Below are 20,661 nucleotides of genomic sequence, written 5' to 3' on the forward strand. Positions count from 1 at the left end.
ATAGGGATATTAGTGATACATATTTCAATAAAATGTGCCAAAGAATTAAAGCTATGAATTATTCAGGGTATTAGTATATTTGGTAAGTTTTTAAAGGAAATTAATTTCACACCCAAAAAAGATTGATTGGAAACAGAAAAATTTAAGGTTTTGTATCCTTAGTCGTTAGCAGAAATACAATCCTATTTCCTATGCGGAAAATTTGTTTATTTACAAAAATTTCTTGATATTTCACCTTGTATTTGTTTGGCATACATGTTATAACTGAAAGTACCATTATTAGTAAAAAACACTAGGGGGCAGATAATATGGTACAAGATTTGTTGGTTGGTAAAAGTTATGAAGTTCAGACAAAAGATTTTCATCGATCGTTTGTTGGTAAAATTACCGATGTAACTAAAGAAAATATCTTAGTAGAAATTGAGCATCTATCTTTAGTGGATAGCGAAATGTTTAAGATGAATTCCCTTATTAAAGTCGATCGCTTCGATATTAAACGACAATTAGAAGATGATTATTTTTTCAGTTAATCCAGTAGAAACCATTAAGTCTTAAGACTCTAGAATCAGAGCTGAGATTTAATGGTTTTTTTGTAAATCTAAGGTGGAGTTATGCTATAATAATTAATGGAAAATGATAGAGGAGGGGGAAATGCTTTCCATGATATCGAATCTATTAAAAAGTTTGTATCTTTTCATTGTTAAAATACGTTCAGATATAACGTTTAAAAAACATGAAAAAGTAATTTTTTTATTAAGTTTCCCAGCAACGAGCGGAATTGTTATTGAAGCAATTTACAATGAATGGGGTAAAAACTTAATCATTTGTTACACATCAGAGGCATCTGGATTAGCATATGAATATAAAAAAAAGGGGTGTATAATTTACCATATTGATTCTTTTAAAACATTAATTCATCGAGTAGTCCCACTCGTTACTACTGCTAAAGTGGTACTTTGTGACAATTATTTTGCATTTTTAGGCAGTATTCATTCATCAAATGATAGAGAAATTGTTCAAATATGGCACGCAAATGGTGCAATTAAATATTTTGGATTAGAAGCTAGATATACACAAAATCGTTCGAAAACAGATCAAAATCGTTATAAGAGAGTGTATGAGAAATTTACTCATTATATTGTGAGTTCGGATAAAATGAGCGAAATTTTTACACGAAACTACCAAGTGACAATTAATACGTTACCCTTTGGTTATCCTATGACTGATAATTATTTTGATCCCGACTGGATTCACGAAAAGAAAAATTTATTTAAGCAGAATTTTCCTACATCTAAAAAAGTTTTACTGTACGCACCGACTTATCGTGAAGAAAATTCTAAAATAACGAATAAATTTAATAAAATTGTAGACGACCTACAAGAGGATTGGATAATACTTGTAAAACCTCATCCGCATGAAGAGGGGAAATATCGTTCCTTGAATCATGAAGATAAGATGTTTTTGGATTTTAAGGGATTGTCGTTAACAGAGATTTTACCTTCTGTGGACTGTTTAATCACCGATTACTCTTCAATACCATTTGAATACTCACTAGCGAATACTAATGGTAGGGTTATTTTTTATTGTTATGATTTTTTAGAATATGACCGCATGGTCGGAATTGAGAAAGATTTTAAAGAATGGGCCCCAGGTGATATTGTTTTTGATGAGAAATGCCTTCTAGAAGCAATCAATGCTGAAAAGGAAACGTCCTTTGATAAATTCAATGCCGATTGGAATCAATTTGCTAATGGAACGTCTCGAAAAAAAATAATAGAATGGGTAAGGAATAAAAATGAATCATGAATTAATAATGGGAATACCAGTAGATCATATAACTTATGAGAGTGTCCTTGAAGATGTGAATAATCACCTACTCGCTGGAACAAAAAAGATGACCATCGCTAGTGTTAATCCACAAATTATCGTAGAATCTAAAAAATATCCTGAAGCGGTAAATTTTTTAGAAAAGAGCACACATCGGATTCCAGATGGTATAGGAATCGTGTTAGCTTCTAAATTGACTGGTGGAAAAATCAAAGAACGTGTTACAGGATTTGACTTGATGATTAAGTTACTTGAAAATGGTAATAATAATAAAAGAAGTGCTTTTTTTTATGGAGCAAAACCTGAGATTCTGGGTGCTGCTTTAAAGAATATTGAATTAAAATATCCTAACTTGGTAATAGCGGGTGGAATAGATGGTTATACTACTATGACGGAAGAGGAAGTTGTAGAACAAATTAATCGGACGAGTCCCGATTTTCTTTTTGTTGCTATGGGATTTCCGCGTCAAGAGTTATGGTTGAATCGTAATGTATCTAAACTAGATGTGAAAATTTTTCAAGATGTTGGCGGTAGTTTCGATGTACTCAGTGGAACTGTCAAACGCGCCCCCAAATTTTTTCTCGACTATCACATGGAATGGTTATACCGTTCTTTAAGTAACCCTAAAAGGATAGGCCGGATTTTTCAACTACCTGTTTTTTTAATGAAGAGCGTATGGTGGAAAATATTTGAAGCAAATAATCTTTTATAAATAAGGAGATGCAGATGAAAATTTTATTGATTATCCCTGCGTATAATGAAGAAGAAAGTATTTTATCTACAATTAGTTCAATAGAAAAGATAAGGGAGACTTTTCCACATCAATTGGATTATTTGGTTATAAATGATGGATCAATAGATAGTACGGAAGACATTTTAAAGCAAAATAAGATAAATTATGTGACTCTTTTAATAAATTCAGGAATTGGAGTTGCTGTTCAGACTGGCTATAAATTTGCTTTGGAAAACGAATATGATATTGCTGTTCAATTTGATGGAGATGGTCAACACGATATTAATTCCCTAGAAAATCTAATTAGCTCTTTGATTACAAAAAAAGCAGACTTAGCAGTAGGATCCAGGTTTTTAGAAGAAAAAAAATCTGAATTTCAAACGACATTAATGAGACGTGTTGGAATAAATATTTTGAGCTTCTTTATAAAGGCTGTATCTGGGAAAAGAATCAGAGATACTACATCTGGTTATAGGGCAGGGAACAAAAAAGTTATCAAAGAATTTGCTAAACGCTATCCCACAAAATACCCAGAGCCAGAATCGATAGTCTACCTTCTAAAAAAAGGATATACAATTAAAGAATGTCCCGTTAACATGTTTGAGCGTCAAGGAGGAACCTCATCAATCACACCATTTAAATCCGTTAGGTACATGATTGATGTTTGTTCTGCAATTCTAATCTTATTATTACTGAAGGAGGAAGACTAATGAATAGTTTATCTGTGATTATGGTAGTAATTTCGATCCTTTTTTTATACATGATTTTACGAGATATTAATAAAAATGAAATTACGTTAGAATATGCTAAATTATGGATTTTTGTAGGTTTTATTATGCTGTTTATTTCCATTTCAGCAGAATTTTCTACGTGGATAGCGAAGTCTCTAGGGTTTGAACTACTTTCTAATTTTTTATTGGTTGGTGCTGTTTTATTTTTAATTGTTCATTCTTTTCTTCAAGCAAAAGAACTTTCAAGAAACAAAAAGCAAATCACTTCGTTAATTCAAGAAGTTTCGTTAGTAAAAAAAGAAATTAAAGATATGAATTCGGAGAAGGAAACTTAAGGGGGATTTTTTATGATACTTTTTATTTTGTACGTTATTTTATCTACATCGGGGCTAGTTTTATTTAAAATCGGGGCGAATAGCCTGACGTTAGGGCTTCAAAAGTCTATTTTTTCAATGCAATTACCTTTAATAAGTTTGCTAGGATTGACATGTTACTTAATTAGTTTTGTTTTATGGATGTATATAATATCTAAATCGGATATTAGTTTTATAGTTCCATTAGGAGTAGCACTCACAAATTTAGCAGTTTTGTTTAGTTCTTACTTTATTTTAAAAGAAGAAATTTCTATAACTACAATTATAGGTGCGGCTATTATTATTCTAGGTGTTATTGTAATTAATATAAAGTAGAGGTGATAACATGTCGAATGACTTTAACAGATTGGTATTTCAGCAACATATAAGTACTTTTTTCGCATCAATATGGGAAAAAAGGTGGTTTATTTTTTCTGCGTTAGTGGTGTCCATAATAGGAGGAGGCGTTTCTACAGAAGGAGCATCTTTTTATTGGAGGTTTATTATTTTAATTTTTGTAATAAGTGGAATATCGATTTTATTTATTCATAGTAAAGTAGCCACGGCATGCTTTGTAATAATAATGACTTTTGGAACATTTTTTGTTATTTTTTCTCCAGTGTTTGATTCTCTAGATGAACCTGCACATTATGGAAGAGCACAACATGTTTCGGAAGGAAATTTATTTTTGAAAAATGATCCTAAAGAACTTGCATTTTCCAAGGATTATCAATATTTGGTTGAAATGACGGGTTACAATGGTATCAATCGATTAAACCCTAAGAAAAATTTTTTTCATAGTGATTTATTTTCAAAAACACATATTAAAGAAAAACAAGTAGAAACAAAAATCAAAGCAACAAGAACGTATGGGACTTTAGTGTATATTCCTAGTGCTTTAGGTTTGAAAATTGGAGAGATTATCTCTGGTGGTAACTTAGGCGTAATGTTCTATCTGGGTCGTTTTTTTAATCTATTGATGTATGCGCTAATGGCTTTTTTTGCAATACGATTAGCTGGTAGATTCAATCTGTTGGTTGGTTTTTTTGCGATTCAGCATTTTCCAGTCTACATATCTGCCTCATTTAATCAGGATGCTTTTTTTTATGGGTTATCATTGCTTATTTTGGCAAAATTTATTAGTATATTTGATAGTGAAAAGAAAATTAGTTATAAAGATGTCATTCAAATGACTATTTTCTGTGGACTAATGGCATTTACTAAGCTACCATCAATTGCGTTAATCGGGTTAATGATTTTCATACCACGAGATCGATACAGTGACAAGAAGGTATATTATTCTAATTTTTTAGCTATATTAAGTGTGTTGATAGTTTCTCTTATATGGTTAAAATACTACTCGACAATGGAAGCTACAGATCTTCCAAAATCAGTAAATCAAACAGAACAATTAAATTATATTATTGAGAATCCACGTGCGTTTATCACCGCATTAGCAAATGGTGTATTAAGTACCCCGCTAAAATTAAAGCAATATTTTACTTTTGGGTGGTCTTACCATTATTCAGAATATGCCTATATTTTAAGCCTTCCTGTAATAGGAGCGATGCTGTTGATGTATCCTATGCAATTGAAAAATAAAGTGAACGCTTGGTTTAAATTTGCGCTTGCAGGGGTAATGTTAGCGATTATAATAGTTACTAATATTATTTTATATCTTACATTCACTGGTGTGGGTGAAAACGTTATTAAAGGAGTTCAAGGGAGATACTTTTATGGAATATTGGTATTACTACCATTTTTAACAAATATATCGGACAAGATATTTATTAAGGATAGTTTTGAAATAATTAATCGGCAAGCCTTCAAAAAAATTATCTTAGTATTATCAATTTTATTTTTAACATGGATGGCTACGATGAGAATTGGGGCATACTATTAATTTGTTATAGGTTTATCAAGGAAGGGATTTTTATATAAATGTTTATGAAAAAAATAGTGAAGAAATTTGTATCTTCTAAGAATGTATTGTTTCCAAATATGAATAATAAAATGCGACTACATTATGCAAAGGGATACGAAACAAAAGCGATTCAAGAAAATACGATTCTTTATGAAACAAGAGATGGAAAATCAATTGTCGATTCGCCCTATGCGATGTTTCTTTATTTAGCAACTTCATCTGAATTTACTCATTTCAAACATGTTTGGGTAATTCATAAGAAAAATGAAGGACTTGAGGAGAGCATACCAGAGGAGTTGAAAGAAAAAGTAACCTTTGTCTATAGACAAACATTAGAATATGTCGATGCGCTACTAGAAGCAAAGTATCTGATATCAAACTCTACTTTTGAATCTTTTTTTGTAAAACGACCAGGCCAAGTCTATATTAATACGTGGCATGGAACTCCCTTAAAACTAATGGGATTTGATATACCAGGTGATATCTCGCATTCGCAAAATGTTTTACGTAATTTTTTGATGACAGATTACATTCTTTCACCTAATGAACATACATCTAATATCTTTATTAATAGTTATAAGTTAAAAGGTCTATACCAAGGAGAAATTTTAGAGGGTGGATACCCTAGGGTTGATTTGACCTTGAGAGCTTATGAAGAAAATGTATATAATAAAATTGAAAAAAATGGGTGTCGAATTGATAAAAACAAACCTATTATTCTTTATTCCCCTACATGGAAGGGTGCATCGGTGCATGATGTGAATGATGATATTGAACAAATTATTTTAGAAACGCGTACGTTAATTAACAGATTCAAAAATGAATATCAAATATTGTTAAAGGTACATCCGTTTATTTTTCCGATAATTAAAGACGAGCCGCGCGTTATAGAGTATCTAGTTTCTGATATGATAGATGCAAACGAGGTTCTATCTGTCACAGATATATTGATTACGGATTACTCGAGTATATTTTTTGATTTTTTAGTTACAGATAAACCAATCATATTTTATGCTTGGGATAAGGATCTATATGAAGAGGAACGTGGTCTGTATTTATCTGAAAATCAGCTTCCAGGACCTATTGCCGAAAATTTAGAGGAACTCATTAGTATGATATCCAATATTAATACACTTGATTACAAAGAGAAGTACGGAAAACTTAAAGCGAAAATGACACCCCATGAAACAGGAGAGACTACGAAAGGTTATGTAGAGTACATTTTTGGTAATAAACAACCTGATAATAATATTAAACGTTATATGATAGATACACAAAAGAAAAAGATTTTATTTTTTCCTGGTGGGATGAGAAATAATGGAATCACCTCAAGTTTCTTGAATCTTATAGATAACATAGATTACGATAATTATGATGTTACAGTACTTTTAAATCCGAGCAATGATTTAGAAATTAATAATAATTTTAAATTAATGAATTCTAACGTTCGACCTCTATTTAGGTTCGGAATTGATATCTTGACTCGTAAGGAAAAACTTCTTAACAAAAGATTTGCCGACAGAGGCGTATCTGTAGAGGACAGAAATAAATATCCCTTAAAAGGTTATCAAAGAGAAGCACGTCGCTTAACAGCCGCATTAAAATTTGATGTAGCAATTGATTTCAGTGGTTATAGTTATTTTTGGGGAAGGCATATATTAGGAGTAGATGCTAAAAAACATCTAGTATTTATGCATAATGATTTATTGGCAGATTCAATGCGTGAAATCGATGGGGAAAGACCGATGTTTAAAGACTTAAACGGTTTATTTTCTATTTATTATCAGTTCGATCGATTATTAAGTGTGTCACCAATGACGCAAGAAGTCAATGCAAGCAAATTATCTCGCTATGTTAGAGACGATCAAATGTCATTCGTATATAACACTATCAATATTGATAATATCTTAAATCCTACAAAAGAAAAAAAAGATGAGCATCATTTGAAAGTTGCTAGGAGGTTATTAAGAACACTAGAAGAAGGAGATATTTACTTTTATAAAAACATCGAAGATATCAGACAGGGTAATAATTTTAAATATAAAGTCCAAAAGAATAGTGATGCTATTGGGTTTGCTTCTTATGAATTTAATTCAAAAATCTTTGTTAAAGTATCTATAGAAGGAACATATATAGGCTGGGCAGAGGAGTCGCATTTTGATTTTAGAGAAGTAATTACTTATTCTGTGCAGAATTTTAATGGATATGGGACTGTTTCTAGATTTTTAAATTCACCTATTTGGAAAAAAATTAAAACAAATACAACTAAAGATCAAGTGATAACGTACGTGAAACCATTTAAAAATAGATATGTACAGATTAAAAAAGTTGCAGATACCTCGGATGGTCGATACTATTACGTGAAGTATAAGGGAGAAAAATTAGGATGGGTAAAATCTAGTGCGGTTCAAAGGGTACATAAGATTAGTAAGTATTCACCTGTCAATCTCTACTTTTATCAAAAAATGAAGATTATGGAGAGTGAAAATCCAGTTACTTATCCGGAGCAGATAGAGTGGGTTTTTAAATACGGAAAACTGAAAGACTTTGATTCAGTAGCTTTATACTCCGAACCTGAAGGAGTAACTGGGGGAGTCGAGTTATCATTACCTTTTGAATATAAAGATCAAATTTTTGAAATCAAGGAAATCACGGAATTTGATAATAAACGTTTTTGTCGATTGAGCTTACCAGGACAGGAAAGTAGATTTGTAGGACATGTAAATGAAAAAAATATTGAATATGTTTCCCCAATAACTAATACTGAAATAAATAGTATCTTGGGTACACAGCAAAATAATTTTCCTGAAGTGGATACGGATAATCAACCAATACCTGTGTTTGATAAGAAATACTTTAACTTTGTTAATATGGGAAGGTTATCTCCAGAAAAAAATCAACAAGTTTTAATATCAGCATTTAAGAGGTTTCATGAGGAGTATCCTGATAGTCGTTTATACATATTAGGTAAAGGTCCGTTGGAAGATACTTTAAGAGCACATATAATTGAACTGGAAATGACTGAATCGGTCTTTTTGTTAGGTCATATTCCAGCACCGTATAATTTTATGAAACAAACAGATTGTTTCGTGCTACCCTCGCTATATGAAGGGCAGCCGATGGTTCTGTTAGAGGCGCTGACATTGGGAATGAAAATATTAGCTTCTAATATTCCAGCAAATATTAATGTGGTAGGGATAGCTGAAACCTATGGATTACTGACAGAAGGGACATCTATAGAGGCTGTCTATAATGGTTTGGTTCGAATTATAAAAAATGATAAACCTTTTGAAGTTTTCGATTATAGAGAATATAATCAGGATGCGATAAATAGTTTTTATAAAGAAATCAACTAATAGTATATAAAAAAGGAAATGAAAACTATGTATTTTCGTTTCCTTTTTTAATAATATTTTGAATCAAATAGGAGAGGATATAATGTCAACACTGAATAAAATAAAACGGAATCTTTCCACTCCCAATGAGTGGCATTATTTGAAATATCGAAATATAAAAATAAATCGAAGGACTATTTTATTAGAGGCAGTACATGGGAGAGAAATCTCAGGACATATTTACGCGCTGGTTAAAGAATTGCTTACTTCATACCCGAACTATCAAGTTTTTATAGCTGTTAACAAAAGTGCTTTTATTCCAGAAGACTTCAAAAAAAATACAGTATTACACATGAGTAAAGATTATCTTAAACTCTTAGCTACCTGCGAAATATTAATTAATGATACCTCGTTTTGGTCTTTTTTTCATAAGAGATCTGAACAAAAATATTATATTTTTTGGCATGGAACGCCCTTAAAGCAATTAGGGAAGTCAACTCAAATTCAAGGTTACGGAAATGTTCAACGTAATTTAGCTGCAGCAGACCAAGTGTTTGTCAGTAATGAGTTTACGAGGGAGCGACTAGTTAAAGATTTTGGGATAGAGTCAATCGTTGATAATCAGTTTGTTATAGGACCGTCGCCTCGAAATAGTGCTTTATTTGTTAATAAAGTGATACGAGGTCGCTATCTTTACATGCCTACATGGCGTGGAACGGATGTAGCGAAGGTTCAAATCCGAAAAAACTTTTACGAGTTTTTAAAAGAACTTGATGTGGGGCTAAAAGATACAGAGGAATTGTATATAAAACTCCATCCTTATGAAGAAGCTTTATTGAATTTTAAAGAAGAAGACTATAAGCATATTAAATTATTTCCTAAAAATGAAGATGTTTATCTCTTCTTACAAACAGTGGAGCAGTTGATTACTGATTACTCATCAATTATGTTTGATTTTTATTTAACGAGACGTCCAATCGTCCTCTTTACTTATGATAAAGCCGATTATCTACGTGAGCGTGGTATTTATTTTGATATGGATGATTTAGCGTTTCCACAATGTCAAACAGTGAGGGAAGTATTAAATTGTTTACATAGTAAACGTCAGAATATTGACCAAAACTTGCTAGAGTCTTTTGTTGAGTTTGATTCGATAAACGGAACAAAAATTGTCTTAGATTACTTGTTAAAAAATATTGAAAATCAAAGTATACAAGTGATTCCAAATTGGAATGAAAAAGAAAACATTTTAATCTATGCCTATCAATTAGCAGATAACGGCATTACTGCATCATTGCTTAATCTTTTTGATCAAGTGGATCTTACGAAACGTAATTATATTTTGACTTGGCAAGAGGGAATGATACCACAAGACTTAGAATATAAAGTTAAAAACCTACCAGAAGGGGTTTACACTTTTATTCAGACAAACAAAGTACAAAGCACGATGTCTGAGACGATTCCAACAGCAATGTACATGGCGGGTATCCCTTTAAAAACGAAAAAAATGGAAAAAATGTATCAAAGAGATTTCCAACGGAACTATCTCAATGTTCCAATTAGTCACTTTGTCCATTATCCAGGCTATGATCGTTCTTATTGTGTTTGGACTTGGGCGTTGAAGCCATTGGGAATAAAGACTTTTATTTTTGTACATACGGATATGAAACAAGAGTTTCAAGTGAATCGTCAATTAAAACCTAGAATAATTTATGAAGCATATCAAAAGGCAGATAAAGTTGTCTGTGTGACGAACTCAATTGAAAAAAAGGTGCAAGAAGTTGTCCCTGACTCAGACACAGCTGTAATGAATGTTTTATTCAATGAAGAAAAAATCAGGGAAATGGCACTGACGGATGCTATTAGTAACGTACCTTCGAACTTGCAAAAAGCTTTTGATGATGAAGAAATAACAGTGTTCATCAGTGTTGGTCGATTTTCCAAACAAAAAGGGTATGATCGATTAGTTAAGGCGTTTGAAAAATTGGATAATCCTTTTACAAGACTAGTATTAATTTGTTCTTATGGACCTGAAAGAGAAATGATCAATCAACAAATTAAAGAAAGTCATTTAAAAGAACAAATCTTTTTGTTAGAGAAGTTTGAGAATCCATATTGTCTTGTAAATAAGGCAGATGCGTTTGTTTTTAGTAGTCGCTACGAAGGTTTAGGTATGGTTGTTTTTGAATCATTAGCTGTAAATACACCAGTGATTATGACTCGAATTCCTGAGACGTTAGAAGTTCTGGGTGATGAAGAGCTAGCAATTGTAGTAAATAATTCCACTGAGGGAATTTACACGGGGCTAAAATCATTCATAGATGGTAAACGACCAAAAAGTTTTTTTGATTTTGAACAACAAAGAATGAATTCTCTAAATATTTGGGAAAGCTTTTTCGAAAAATAAGAGTTTTTTTATTCGATTGTTTCACTCCTCTTCGCTTTCGTGTATAATGATACAAGTTAGTATCTCGAAAGTAAGGAGGAGTTGTTTTGTCTAACAACCAAAATGAGGAAAAGTCAGTGAAAGATAAAGTGATGGATTCCTTAGAGACGTCTAAAAATGAGCAATCAAAAAAAGAAACTAAAAATTCAGATAGCAATGAGAGAAGTATCGGTTCACGAGTGAAGCAGGAAAAGAAAAAAGGGCAAACAAAGCCAATAAAGACATTGCCGGATTCGCCAAAAAAAAGACGCCAAAAAGAAGATAAAATTGTTAATCGAATTGCGACAATTGTTGTTCTGACGCTGTTAGTTATCATAGGGATTTCCGGTTTTTCTTTTTATCGTTATGTGACGGATAGTTTAGCGCCACTAGATAAGAGTGACAAAGAAGTTATTTTTGTGGAAGTGCCAATTGGCTCATCTAATAAAATGATTGGGAATATTCTAGAAGAACATAAAGTGATTAAAGATGGTACAATTTTCAATTTTTTCACCAAATTTAACAACTATAGTGGGTTTCAAGCTGGACGTTATCAATTTTCACCGAGTATGACATTGGATGAAATTAGCCAACAGTTAAAAGAAGGTGGCTTAGCAGCCGATCAAGCAGATGCGCGTTTAACAATCCCTGAAGGATACGACATTAGCCAAATTGGTGACATTTTAGAAAAGGAAACCTCATTCAAAAAAGAAGACTTTATTGCTTTGATGAAGGATGAAATTTATTTTGATAAACTACTTCAAAAGTATCCAGAATTATTAACAGACGCTTCCGAATCGAAGGGTGTTCGTTATCGATTAGAAGGCTATTTATTCCCGGCTACTTATGATTTCTTTGAAGGAATGGCACTTGAGGACTTTGTCACGCAGATGATTGGTAAAACCAACGAAGTCTTAACTGGATACTACGAGGAAATTGAAGAAAGTGAATGGAATGTTCATGAAGTGTTAACTTTAGCTTCCTTAGTTGAAAAAGAAGGTGTCGAAGATAAAGACCGTCGCATGATTGCGCAAGTTTTCTTCAATCGTCTAGCGATAGACATGCCTTTACAATCAGATATAGCCATACTATATGCATTAGGTGTTCATAAAGAATTGGTAACCTATGCAGATCTAGAAGTGGACTCGCCATATAACTTATATAAACATACTGGCTTTGGTCCAGGTGCTTTCAATAATCCAGGTGAAAATGCGATTCAAGCCGTTTTAAATCCGGAGAAAAATACTTACTATTACTTTGTTGCCGATTTAGCAACTGGAAAAGTTTATTTTGCAGAGACATTGGATGAACATAACCGTCTAGTCGAGCAATACGTAAATAAGTAAATTCAAGAAAGTAGTTTACATTTAAATAAAAGAATGGTAATCTTTTGTGGACTCAAGCAAAAGGTTACCATTATCTTTTAAAGAAAAGAAAATAAAGAGTAATTGAAACAAAAGGAGATAGCATTATGGTAGAAAAAGTATATCCAATGACTGAAGAAGGTAAACTAAAATTAGAGCAAGAATTAGAAGAGTTAAAAACGGTTAAACGCGGAGAAATTATTGAGCGAATTAAAGTCGCACGTAGTTTTGGTGATTTATCAGAGAACTCTGAATATGAATCAGCAAAGGACGAGCAAGCATTTGTTGAAGGGCGAATTACAACATTAGAAAATATGATTCGTTTTGCACAAATTATTGATAATAATAATGTCAACCAAGATGAAGTTTCAATTGGTAAAACAGTTGTCTTTATGGAATTACCAGATGGTGAGGAAGAAGAATATACAATTGTCGGAAGTGCAGAAGCTGATCCATTTGCTGGTAAAATTTCAAATGATTCACCAATCGCCAGCGCTTTGATTGGTAAAAAAATTGGTGATGAGGTTTCAATCTCGACACCTGGTGGCGACATGCTAGTTAAAATTGTTCGTGTAGGTTAAGCTTAAATTAGGTGAAATAGGAATCGGTCTTTCAGACAATTCCTATTTTTTTATGTTTTTCAGTCTTAAGGTGGATGAAAAAAAAAGAATAATTGATACAATAGGCTAGATAAAGTGAAGAAGGAGATAATTACATGAATAAACCATGGCGTTTTTTTCTAATTGTTGAAAGCTTAATTGCCATCCTTGTATTGTGGCAACTCATTCAAAATTTCCCAGTACTTTTGTTGAGTGCTTTTGGCGCAGCATTAATGTTTTTAGGACAAAAAAGTAAAAAAACAAGAAAATGGTCAAATGGTCCTTTTCTATTAGGTTTCATGATTTTTTGTTTTAGTATTTTGAACTTACCTGCCGTTTGGTTTATGTTGATTTTTGCCGTTTTATTTATTGGATTAAAAGGTCTGGAGATATCTGGCCTTTCTTTGAAAAAAACAAAGTTTCACCTAAAGAAAGAAATGGTAATCGTTGAGGGAACGGACTCCATTGATCATAGTGGCCAAATAAAAAAACAAACACTCTTTGGCAATCAACGAATAGGGAACCATATTTATGAATGGGATAATATGAATTTGCTTGTTGCAAGTGGTGACACGATTATTGACTTAGGTAATACAATCTTACCTAAAGGTCAAAATATCATCGTTATTCGTAAAGGGATTGGACGAACGCGTATTTTAGTTCCTTCTGGGATTGGGATTCATCTCGATTGCAGTATCTTTGCAGGAAAAGTTATTTTTAAGGAAGAGAAGATTGAGTTGTGGAATGAGCGCCTATCTCTTTATAGTAAAGATTATCAGCAAACTACCCGAAAAATAAAGATTATTTCAAATACCATTGTTGGAGACATTGAGGTGATTGAAGTATGATGAAGCAAAGTCCTAAGGTATTTATCGCTTTGTATAGTGGCTTGTCAACTTTTCTATTGTTACTTCTTGTCTCAACGTCTTCTTATTGGTTCACGCCAGGTGATAATAAACATATTATACAGTTATTTCAAATCAAGATTTTTTGGTTACCATTAATTTTTTACTTATTTGTTTTATCGGTGATTGCTGGCTTGATTATTTTTGTTTTACTGTCTTTTTATCAAACGAGACTCTTAGCGCCCATAGAGGAAAAATTACGTTTGTTAGCAGGTGGAAATTTTGATAATCCAATTTTGGAGCAAGCAATGCCTTATTCACCGACCAATCAGACATTGTTTGAGATGGATAATGATATTTATATGATTAAGATGAAATTAAAGGAAGTTTTATCCGAATTACAAACAGTCAGTAGTCGTCCACATTTAATTGATGGTGTTTCGAAAGAAGAAATTCTGGAAGCAGAGCGACATCGGCTAGCAAGAGAGCTACACGATTCAGTTTCACAGCAATTATTTGCGGCAATGATGCTTTTAGCAACGTTAAACGAAATGGAAGAGGAACAACCAACGAGGTATCAAAAACAACTTCAGATGATTGCTGATATCGTTAATGCAGCCCAGTCTGAAATGCGGGCATTATTGCTTCACTTAAGACCGGTAACTTTAGAAGGTAAAACTTTGCCAGAAGGTATCAAGCAATTATTGCTAGAATTAAAAACAAAAGTGAATATTGTGTTAAAATGGGAATTGGAAGAAGTTGCTATGCCTATAGCCACTGAAGATCAACTGTTTCGGATGATTCAAGAACTACTATCGAATACATTACGACATGCTAAAGCATCAGAGCTGGAAGTGTATTTGAATAAAGTCGATCAATCGATTTTACTACGAATTGTGGATGATGGTATTGGTTTTGATGTCGAACAACAAAAAAATAAGGCTGGTAGTTATGGCCTGATGAATATCCGTGAACGAGTTGCAAGTTTAGGTGGCACTCTAAAAATTATTAGTTTTTCGAATCAGGGGACGAGTATAGAAATAAAAATACCGCTATTAGGAGGGGATAATTAATGATTAAAGTATTGTTAGTTGATGATCACGAGATGGTTCGTTTGGGGGTCTCATCATATTTATCAATTCAAGAGGATATTGAGGTCGTTGGAGAAGCTGAAAATGGCCTAGTCGGCTATAATAAAGCATTAGAACTAAGGCCAGATGTTATTCTAATGGATTTAGTGATGGAAGTGATGGATGGAATTGAATCGACAACAAAAATCCTAAGTGATTGGCCAGAAGCAAAAATTTTAATTGTAACAAGTTTCATTGATGATGAAAAAGTTTATCCAGCCATTCAAGCGGGAGCTAGTGGCTATTTATTAAAAACGTCAACTGCCAGAGAAATTGCCGATGCGATTCGCTCGACCAAACGTGGTGAGCGTGTAATTGAACCAGAGGTAACGACTAAAATGGTTCAGCATTTAGCCCATCCACCTAAAGAATTGCATGAAGATTTAACAAAGAGAGAACAAGAAGTGTTATTATTAATTGCAGAAGGTCGGAGCAACCAAGAAATAGCGGACTTACTTTTTATCACCTTAAAAACGGTTAAAACACACGTATCGAATATTTTGGCGAAATTGGAAGTCGAAGATCGAACACAAGCAGCTATTTATGCTTTTAAACATCATTTAATTAGGTAAGAATTGAGGGGAGTTTGCAAAAATGAAACAAAACTATGCAATCATTGGTCTAGGTCGTTTCGGTGGTAGTATTTGTCGTTCTTTAGTAGAATCAGGACAAGAAGTCTTAGTTATTGATAGTAATGAGGATCGAGTAAATGAATATATGAATATTGCTACACATGCAGTTGTCGGAAATGCTCAAGATGAGATGACATTACGATCGTTAGGTATTCGAAACTTTGACCATGTAATTGTTGCGATAGGTGAAGACATTCAGGCTAGTATTTTAGTAACATTGATGCTAAAAGAAATGGGTGTCCCAAATATTTTAGCTAAGGCACAAAATGAATACCATGCACGGGTGTTAGAAAAAATTGGTGCAGATAAAGTTGTCCATCCTGAAAGAGATATGGGTGTTCGAATTGCACATAACTTGGTCTCGAAAAACATTTTAGAATTCATTGAGTTGTCCGATGAGTTTACCTTAGCGGAGATTCGTGTGACAAATCCAAAATTCTTTAATCGGACGTTGATTGATTTAAATTTTCGTCAAAAATATGGATTGACTGTTGTTGCAATCCGTCGAGGTTCAGGCAAAGTTGTTGTTTCACCAGAGGCAGCTGAAGTAGTCAGAGAGTATGATAATTTACTGGTTATCGGAACTGCAAGTGATGTCGATATGCTTGATGAGAAAATCAATAAGTAATGATTTAAATTTGATATGAGGTGTTGGAAAGATGAAGATTACAGTGACTCCAGAAGTTTTAGGATGGTTTAAACAAGAAATTGCTTTAGAGGGTAAACAAGGCATTCGTTTTTTTGGTAAAGTTTATGGGAGCACTCAAGTCCATGATGGGTTTTCAGTAGGAATGTCTGTTGATGTCCCAGAATATCCATTGTATCAAACAACGATTGATGGCGTGTTATTCTTTGTTGAAGAAAGCGATGAATGGTTTTTCAAAGGCTATGATATGGACGTAGCATATGATGATAAATTGAAAGAACCTGCTTATCATTTTTCAGAAGAAAAATAAGGGATTTAAAGAGCCAAACGTATTGAAAAGCCGACAGATCCATCTTGTTTAAGATGGATCTGTCGGCTTTTTGAATTATTTGGGTTGTTTTGACGGCATTCTTGTCGCGAGATTAAAAATAAACAAACTACCAATCATTAAGAAAGTATCCGTAGCAAAATTTGGAACGAGGGTATTAACAAGTACGGCAATCAGCACCGGCATCGTACTAGCCATGACAACAATCTTAAAGTTTTCTAGAAATGTTTGGCGCAATCCACGAAAACGACCGAATAAATTAGCAAATAGTGTGGTTAGCAATAAGGAAAAACCAATCGTAATAAATGAGGGATAAAGGGCTACTAAGAAAATCAGAGGCAATAACCACCAAGGCAAATGGTTTTGATTAATACTATCACGTAGTTTTTCACCAGTCAGTTGCTGGATTTGTGGGTTTGTATATGGGATTTTTAGTTGATTGGATCCTAGTATTGTAGTAACATTTTCTGTAGCAGGGAATGATAAGATTACTTGGTCTTTTAATAATCCAACACTTAAAAAATTACCAACTAAGTCACTTGAGATTGCCTCAGGGTCTCGCTTTCCTTCAGGATCAAAAGTAAAAATAATGGAATCAGTCTGGTAAATAAAGCCTTCTTGTGGTTTTTCTAGTGTCAATTGATCATTTTGAATGGTGAAGTCGGGAATTTTTTTTGCGATTTCTTTTCCATCTAATTGGATAGATGAAAATAAATTTAACACTTGGATGGAAATCGGGATGGCAAAGATTAAGCTTAATAGGATTAAGTGTCCCGCTATTTTTCCTAATGCCAAATTTTTGGCGGCTTTTAATTGATCAAATTGCCGAAATGATGATTTAACTAATTGAATGTATGACATAATTGAGCTCCTCAGTGGTTTACGTAATATCTTTCATTTTAACGGACACTACCAAAGAAGACAAGGAATTCAAGTGGAAATATTAGAGAAAAGAGTAAGAATGATGCGAATATTACGATTGTTGACAAATAAAGAAATAATTTTATATTTAGTTTTTGGCGTGTTGACGACACTAGTTAACTTTGGTGTTTATTTTTTTTTAAAATCTTTTTTAGAGATGGATATGCTTTTAGCAAATAGCTTTGCCTGGATTTTTTCGGTTTTATTTGCCTATTTAACGAATCGAAGATGGGTTTTTGATTCAAATGTTAGCGGAATCACAGCTGTTAGCTTTGAACTGATTAAATTCGTTTTTTATCGCGGGTTATCTTTTGTGATCGATATGCTGTCAATGCTATTATTGATTGAATTTTTAAACTGGAAAGATTTTTATGCAAAATTAATAACGCAGGTTATTGTGGTGGTGGCTAATTTTTTATTTAGTAAATGGCTTATTTTTAAAAACTAAGCATATGAATTGATGAATTAAGATATCTTTGATAATCTAAGAGTTGTAAATACAAATATTTTAGGAGGAATTTTTTATGACTTATCAATTACCAAAATTACCTTATGGATACGATGCTTTAGAGCCACATATTGATACTGAAACAATGCATTTACACCACGAGAAACATCACAATACTTATGTTACAAATTTAAATGCAGCAATTGAAAAACACCCTGAATTAGGTGAAAAAACAATTGAAGAATTAATTTCAGATATGGATGCAATCCCTGAAGATATCCGTACAGCTGTGCGTAATAACGGCGGCGGTCATGCAAATCATACATTCTTCTGGAATATCATGGCACCAAATGCTGGTGGCGAACCGGTTGGTGAATTAAAAGCAGCGATTGATGAAACTTTCGGAAACTTTACTGAATTTAAAGCATTATTAAAAGCTGCAGCTACAACTCGTTTTGGTTCTGGTTGGGCTTGGTTAGTTTTAAAAGATGGTAAATTGGAAATTACTTCAACTGCGAACCAAGACTCTCCATTAATGGATGGTGCAACACCTATTATTGGTTTAGATGTTTGGGAACATGCGTACTATTTAAACTATAGAAATGTACGCCCAGATTACGTAGATGCGTTCTGGAATTTAGTTGACTGGAACAAAGCAAATGACATTTTTGTAGCTGCGAAATAATAAAAGATTCAATAGCTTGTCGTCCTGACTAGGGCGATAAGCTATTTTTTTGTTGCTATTTAATTTTATTTTTGATATCGTGAAGGGTGTGAGAATAGTTAAATGAAAATGAGGTAAGAAAATGAAACGAGTAATTACTTATGGCACATTCGATCTATTACATTATGGTCACATAAATTTGCTTCGTCGTGCGAAAGAGCAAGGTGATTATCTGATTGTTGTTTTATCAACAGATGAGTTCAATTGGAACGAAAAACAAAAGAAATGTTATTTTTCTTATGAAAAACGTAAACAATTATTAGAGGCAATTCGTTATGTCGATCTTGTAATTCCTGAAGAAAATTGGGATCAAAAAGTTTCTGATGTCAAAAGTTATCATATCGATACATTTGTAATGGGAGATGATTGGTCAGGAAAATTTGATTTTATTCAAGAAGAAACGGATGCTGAAGTGATTTATCTTGCCAGAACACCCGAAATTTCAACAAGTCAAATAAAAAAAGATTTAGAATCTGGAAAAATAAAGGGGTAGGATTGGTGTCCACTCCTTTATTTTTGTTTTAGATTTGTTATAAAAGATTTCTCGAAGCTAGAAGATATGATATGATATAGCTTGAATATTCGTTTGATTGAATTTTTAGAATGGATGATTAACTTGAAGAATGATGAAATAAAAGTAAGAAGTACACTGGTCACAAAAGAATATGACTTGTATAAGAAAAAATCGGATAAAATTAAAGCGTTATTTAAATTTACCCATAAAGGCATTCCGCGCTTCTGGGCTTTGAAAGGTGTTAGTTTTGATGTGTATGCTGGCGAATCTGTTGGAGTAATAGGTATTAACGGATCTGGAAAGTCAACCTTATCAAATGTCATTAGTGGAATTATTCCAGCTACTTCAGGAACGATGGAGGTTAATGGAGATACATCTATCATCGCCATTGGTGCGGGCTTGAAATGGCAGTTAACGGGTAAGGAAAATATTCGCTTAAAAGCATTAATGTCTGGAATGACGAATAAACAAATTGATGAGAAAATGGAAGAGATTATCGCTTTTGCAGATTTAGGCGACTTTATTAACCAACCGGTAAAAAGCTACTCTAGTGGTATGAGGTCACGCTTGGGTTTTGCGATTGCCGTACATAATGATCCAGATATTTTGGTTATTGATGAGGCATTATCGGTCGGTGATGAAACTTTTTATCAAAAATGTGTTGATAAAATTATGGAATTTAAGCAGCAAGGAAAAACTATTTTCTTTGTTAGTCATTCTTTAGCTCAAGTTGAATCGTTGTGCGATAAAACAATTTGGATGCATTATGGTGATATGCGTATGTTCGGACCAACTAAGGAAGTAATGGCTGAATATAAAGCGTTTATCAAAGAGTTTAAAAAGAAACCGAAGAATGAACAAAAAGAATATCAAGATAACTATAAAAATGCACAAAAAGAGTTTACATTGAGTGATTTAGCTGAAAAAACAAAGAATGATCCGATTGTGCAGCAACAAGGACTAACTTCAAAAGAATTGAATAAAAATTTAGAACGCACTCCTTTAGGTGAAAAAATGACACTTCCAACGCGCATTTTATTGACTGGTGTCATCGTAGCGACGACCTTCTTCACATTGGTTTCTTTTAGTGGTCGATCTTTAAGCCATGCAGTTGAAAAGCCAATTGAAACAATTGTTGATGTTTTTAGATAATCTTGTATTCGTAAAGGAATACGGAAAGAA

21 protein-coding genes are annotated in these 20,661 nt (G+C 33.0%); 20 read left to right on the top strand and 1 reads right to left on the bottom strand.

From position 1 onward, the window contains the following. Positions 1 to 308: 308 nt before the first annotated feature. The 16 genes from ACFO3L_RS09010 to ACFO3L_RS09085 all read left to right on the top strand — a co-directional run bounded on the left by ACFO3L_RS09010 (position 309) and on the right by ACFO3L_RS09085 (position 16,854). A complete protein-coding gene (locus ACFO3L_RS09010; protein ID WP_379966269.1) occupies positions 309 to 530 on the top strand; it encodes a transcription antitermination protein in 222 nt (73 codons plus the stop codon). Positions 531 to 633: 103 nt separating this feature from the next. Continuing rightward, on the top strand, positions 634 to 1,806 hold the full coding sequence (locus ACFO3L_RS09015) for a CDP-glycerol glycerophosphotransferase family protein (RefSeq protein WP_379966272.1): 1,173 nt from the start codon (positions 634 to 636) through the stop codon (positions 1,804 to 1,806). Then, positions 1,796 to 2,539: a WecB/TagA/CpsF family glycosyltransferase gene (locus tag ACFO3L_RS09020; protein ID WP_379966275.1), complete on the top strand. Its 744-nt coding sequence runs from the start codon at positions 1,796 to 1,798 to the stop codon at positions 2,537 to 2,539. Before ACFO3L_RS09015 ends, ACFO3L_RS09020 begins: the two co-directional genes overlap by 11 nt. Before the next feature lie 14 nt (positions 2,540 to 2,553). Further along, the gene (locus tag ACFO3L_RS09025) at positions 2,554 to 3,270 is read left to right on the top strand and encodes a glycosyltransferase family 2 protein (protein ID WP_379966278.1); all 717 of its coding nucleotides are present in this window, start codon (positions 2,554 to 2,556) and stop codon (positions 3,268 to 3,270) included. Beyond that, the gene (locus tag ACFO3L_RS09030; protein WP_379966281.1) at positions 3,270 to 3,626 is read left to right on the top strand and encodes a DUF2304 domain-containing protein; all 357 of its coding nucleotides are present in this window, start codon (positions 3,270 to 3,272) and stop codon (positions 3,624 to 3,626) included. Before ACFO3L_RS09025 ends, ACFO3L_RS09030 begins: the two co-directional genes overlap by 1 nt. Positions 3,627 to 3,638: 12 nt before the next feature. Further along, a complete protein-coding gene (locus tag ACFO3L_RS09035; protein ID WP_379966284.1) occupies positions 3,639 to 3,980 on the top strand; it encodes an EamA family transporter in 342 nt (113 codons plus the stop codon). A 10-nt stretch (positions 3,981 to 3,990) separates the two neighbouring features. Further along, entirely contained in the window at positions 3,991 to 5,547 is a 1,557-nt protein-coding gene (locus tag ACFO3L_RS09040; RefSeq protein WP_379966287.1) for a DUF2142 domain-containing protein, read from the top strand. Between the two features lie 38 nt (positions 5,548 to 5,585). Beyond that, complete coding sequence (locus ACFO3L_RS09045; RefSeq protein ID WP_379966290.1) at positions 5,586 to 8,924, top strand: CDP-glycerol glycerophosphotransferase family protein; 3,339 nt, start codon at positions 5,586 to 5,588, stop codon at positions 8,922 to 8,924. Between the two features lie 82 nt (positions 8,925 to 9,006). Beyond that, positions 9,007 to 11,310 (top strand): CDP-glycerol glycerophosphotransferase family protein, encoded by a 2,304-nt coding sequence (locus tag ACFO3L_RS09050; RefSeq protein WP_379966293.1) that lies wholly within the window; start codon positions 9,007 to 9,009, stop codon positions 11,308 to 11,310. Between the two features lie 86 nt (positions 11,311 to 11,396). Continuing rightward, entirely contained in the window at positions 11,397 to 12,674 is a 1,278-nt protein-coding gene (gene mltG / locus ACFO3L_RS09055; protein ID WP_379966296.1) for an endolytic transglycosylase MltG, read from the top strand. A 125-nt stretch (positions 12,675 to 12,799) separates the two neighbouring features. Beyond that, positions 12,800 to 13,273, top strand: coding sequence for a transcription elongation factor GreA (gene greA, locus ACFO3L_RS09060; protein ID WP_379966299.1), 474 nt, complete (start codon positions 12,800 to 12,802; stop codon positions 13,271 to 13,273). Positions 13,274 to 13,407: 134 nt separating this feature from the next. Continuing rightward, the gene (liaF, locus tag ACFO3L_RS09065; RefSeq protein WP_379966302.1) at positions 13,408 to 14,139 is read left to right on the top strand and encodes a cell wall-active antibiotics response protein LiaF; all 732 of its coding nucleotides are present in this window, start codon (positions 13,408 to 13,410) and stop codon (positions 14,137 to 14,139) included. Next, entirely contained in the window at positions 14,136 to 15,209 is a 1,074-nt protein-coding gene (locus ACFO3L_RS09070) for a sensor histidine kinase (RefSeq protein WP_379966305.1), read from the top strand. Before liaF ends, ACFO3L_RS09070 begins: the two co-directional genes overlap by 4 nt. Next, entirely contained in the window at positions 15,209 to 15,838 is a 630-nt protein-coding gene (locus ACFO3L_RS09075; protein WP_379966308.1) for a response regulator transcription factor, read from the top strand. The genes ACFO3L_RS09070 and ACFO3L_RS09075 overlap by 1 nt, the downstream gene beginning before the upstream one ends. A gap of 22 nt (positions 15,839 to 15,860) precedes the next feature. Further along, a complete protein-coding gene (locus ACFO3L_RS09080) occupies positions 15,861 to 16,526 on the top strand; it encodes a potassium channel family protein (RefSeq protein ID WP_379966311.1) in 666 nt (221 codons plus the stop codon). A 31-nt stretch (positions 16,527 to 16,557) separates the two neighbouring features. Next, positions 16,558 to 16,854, top strand: coding sequence for a HesB/YadR/YfhF family protein (locus tag ACFO3L_RS09085; protein WP_379966314.1), 297 nt, complete (start codon positions 16,558 to 16,560; stop codon positions 16,852 to 16,854). A gap of 75 nt (positions 16,855 to 16,929) precedes the next feature. Here ACFO3L_RS09085 and ACFO3L_RS09090 read toward each other — a convergent pair whose 3' ends face one another. Beyond that, a complete protein-coding gene (locus ACFO3L_RS09090; protein ID WP_379966317.1) occupies positions 16,930 to 17,733 on the bottom strand; it encodes a DUF1189 domain-containing protein in 804 nt (267 codons plus the stop codon). A gap of 73 nt (positions 17,734 to 17,806) precedes the next feature. Here ACFO3L_RS09090 and ACFO3L_RS09095 point away from each other — a divergent pair, with 73 nt between their 5' ends. The 4 genes from ACFO3L_RS09095 (at position 17,807) to ACFO3L_RS09110 (ending at position 20,631) form a co-directional block, all read left to right on the top strand. Next, positions 17,807 to 18,241 (top strand): GtrA family protein, encoded by a 435-nt coding sequence (locus tag ACFO3L_RS09095; protein ID WP_379966320.1) that lies wholly within the window; start codon positions 17,807 to 17,809, stop codon positions 18,239 to 18,241. A gap of 76 nt (positions 18,242 to 18,317) precedes the next feature. Continuing rightward, positions 18,318 to 18,926 carry a superoxide dismutase gene (locus ACFO3L_RS09100; RefSeq protein ID WP_379966323.1) on the top strand — a complete coding sequence of 203 codons (609 nt, stop codon included), beginning with the start codon at positions 18,318 to 18,320 and terminating at the stop codon, positions 18,924 to 18,926. 121 nt (positions 18,927 to 19,047) lie between these two features. Further along, the gene (gene tagD, locus ACFO3L_RS09105) at positions 19,048 to 19,458 is read left to right on the top strand and encodes a glycerol-3-phosphate cytidylyltransferase (RefSeq protein ID WP_379966326.1); all 411 of its coding nucleotides are present in this window, start codon (positions 19,048 to 19,050) and stop codon (positions 19,456 to 19,458) included. 114 nt (positions 19,459 to 19,572) lie between these two features. Further along, a complete protein-coding gene (locus ACFO3L_RS09110; protein WP_379966507.1) occupies positions 19,573 to 20,631 on the top strand; it encodes an ABC transporter ATP-binding protein in 1,059 nt (352 codons plus the stop codon). Positions 20,632 to 20,661: the final 30 nt, after the last annotated feature.

It is taken from the genome of Enterococcus eurekensis, assembly GCF_042654605.1.
GTDB classification, from domain to species: domain Bacteria; phylum Bacillota; class Bacilli; order Lactobacillales; family Enterococcaceae; genus Enterococcus_I; species Enterococcus_I eurekensis.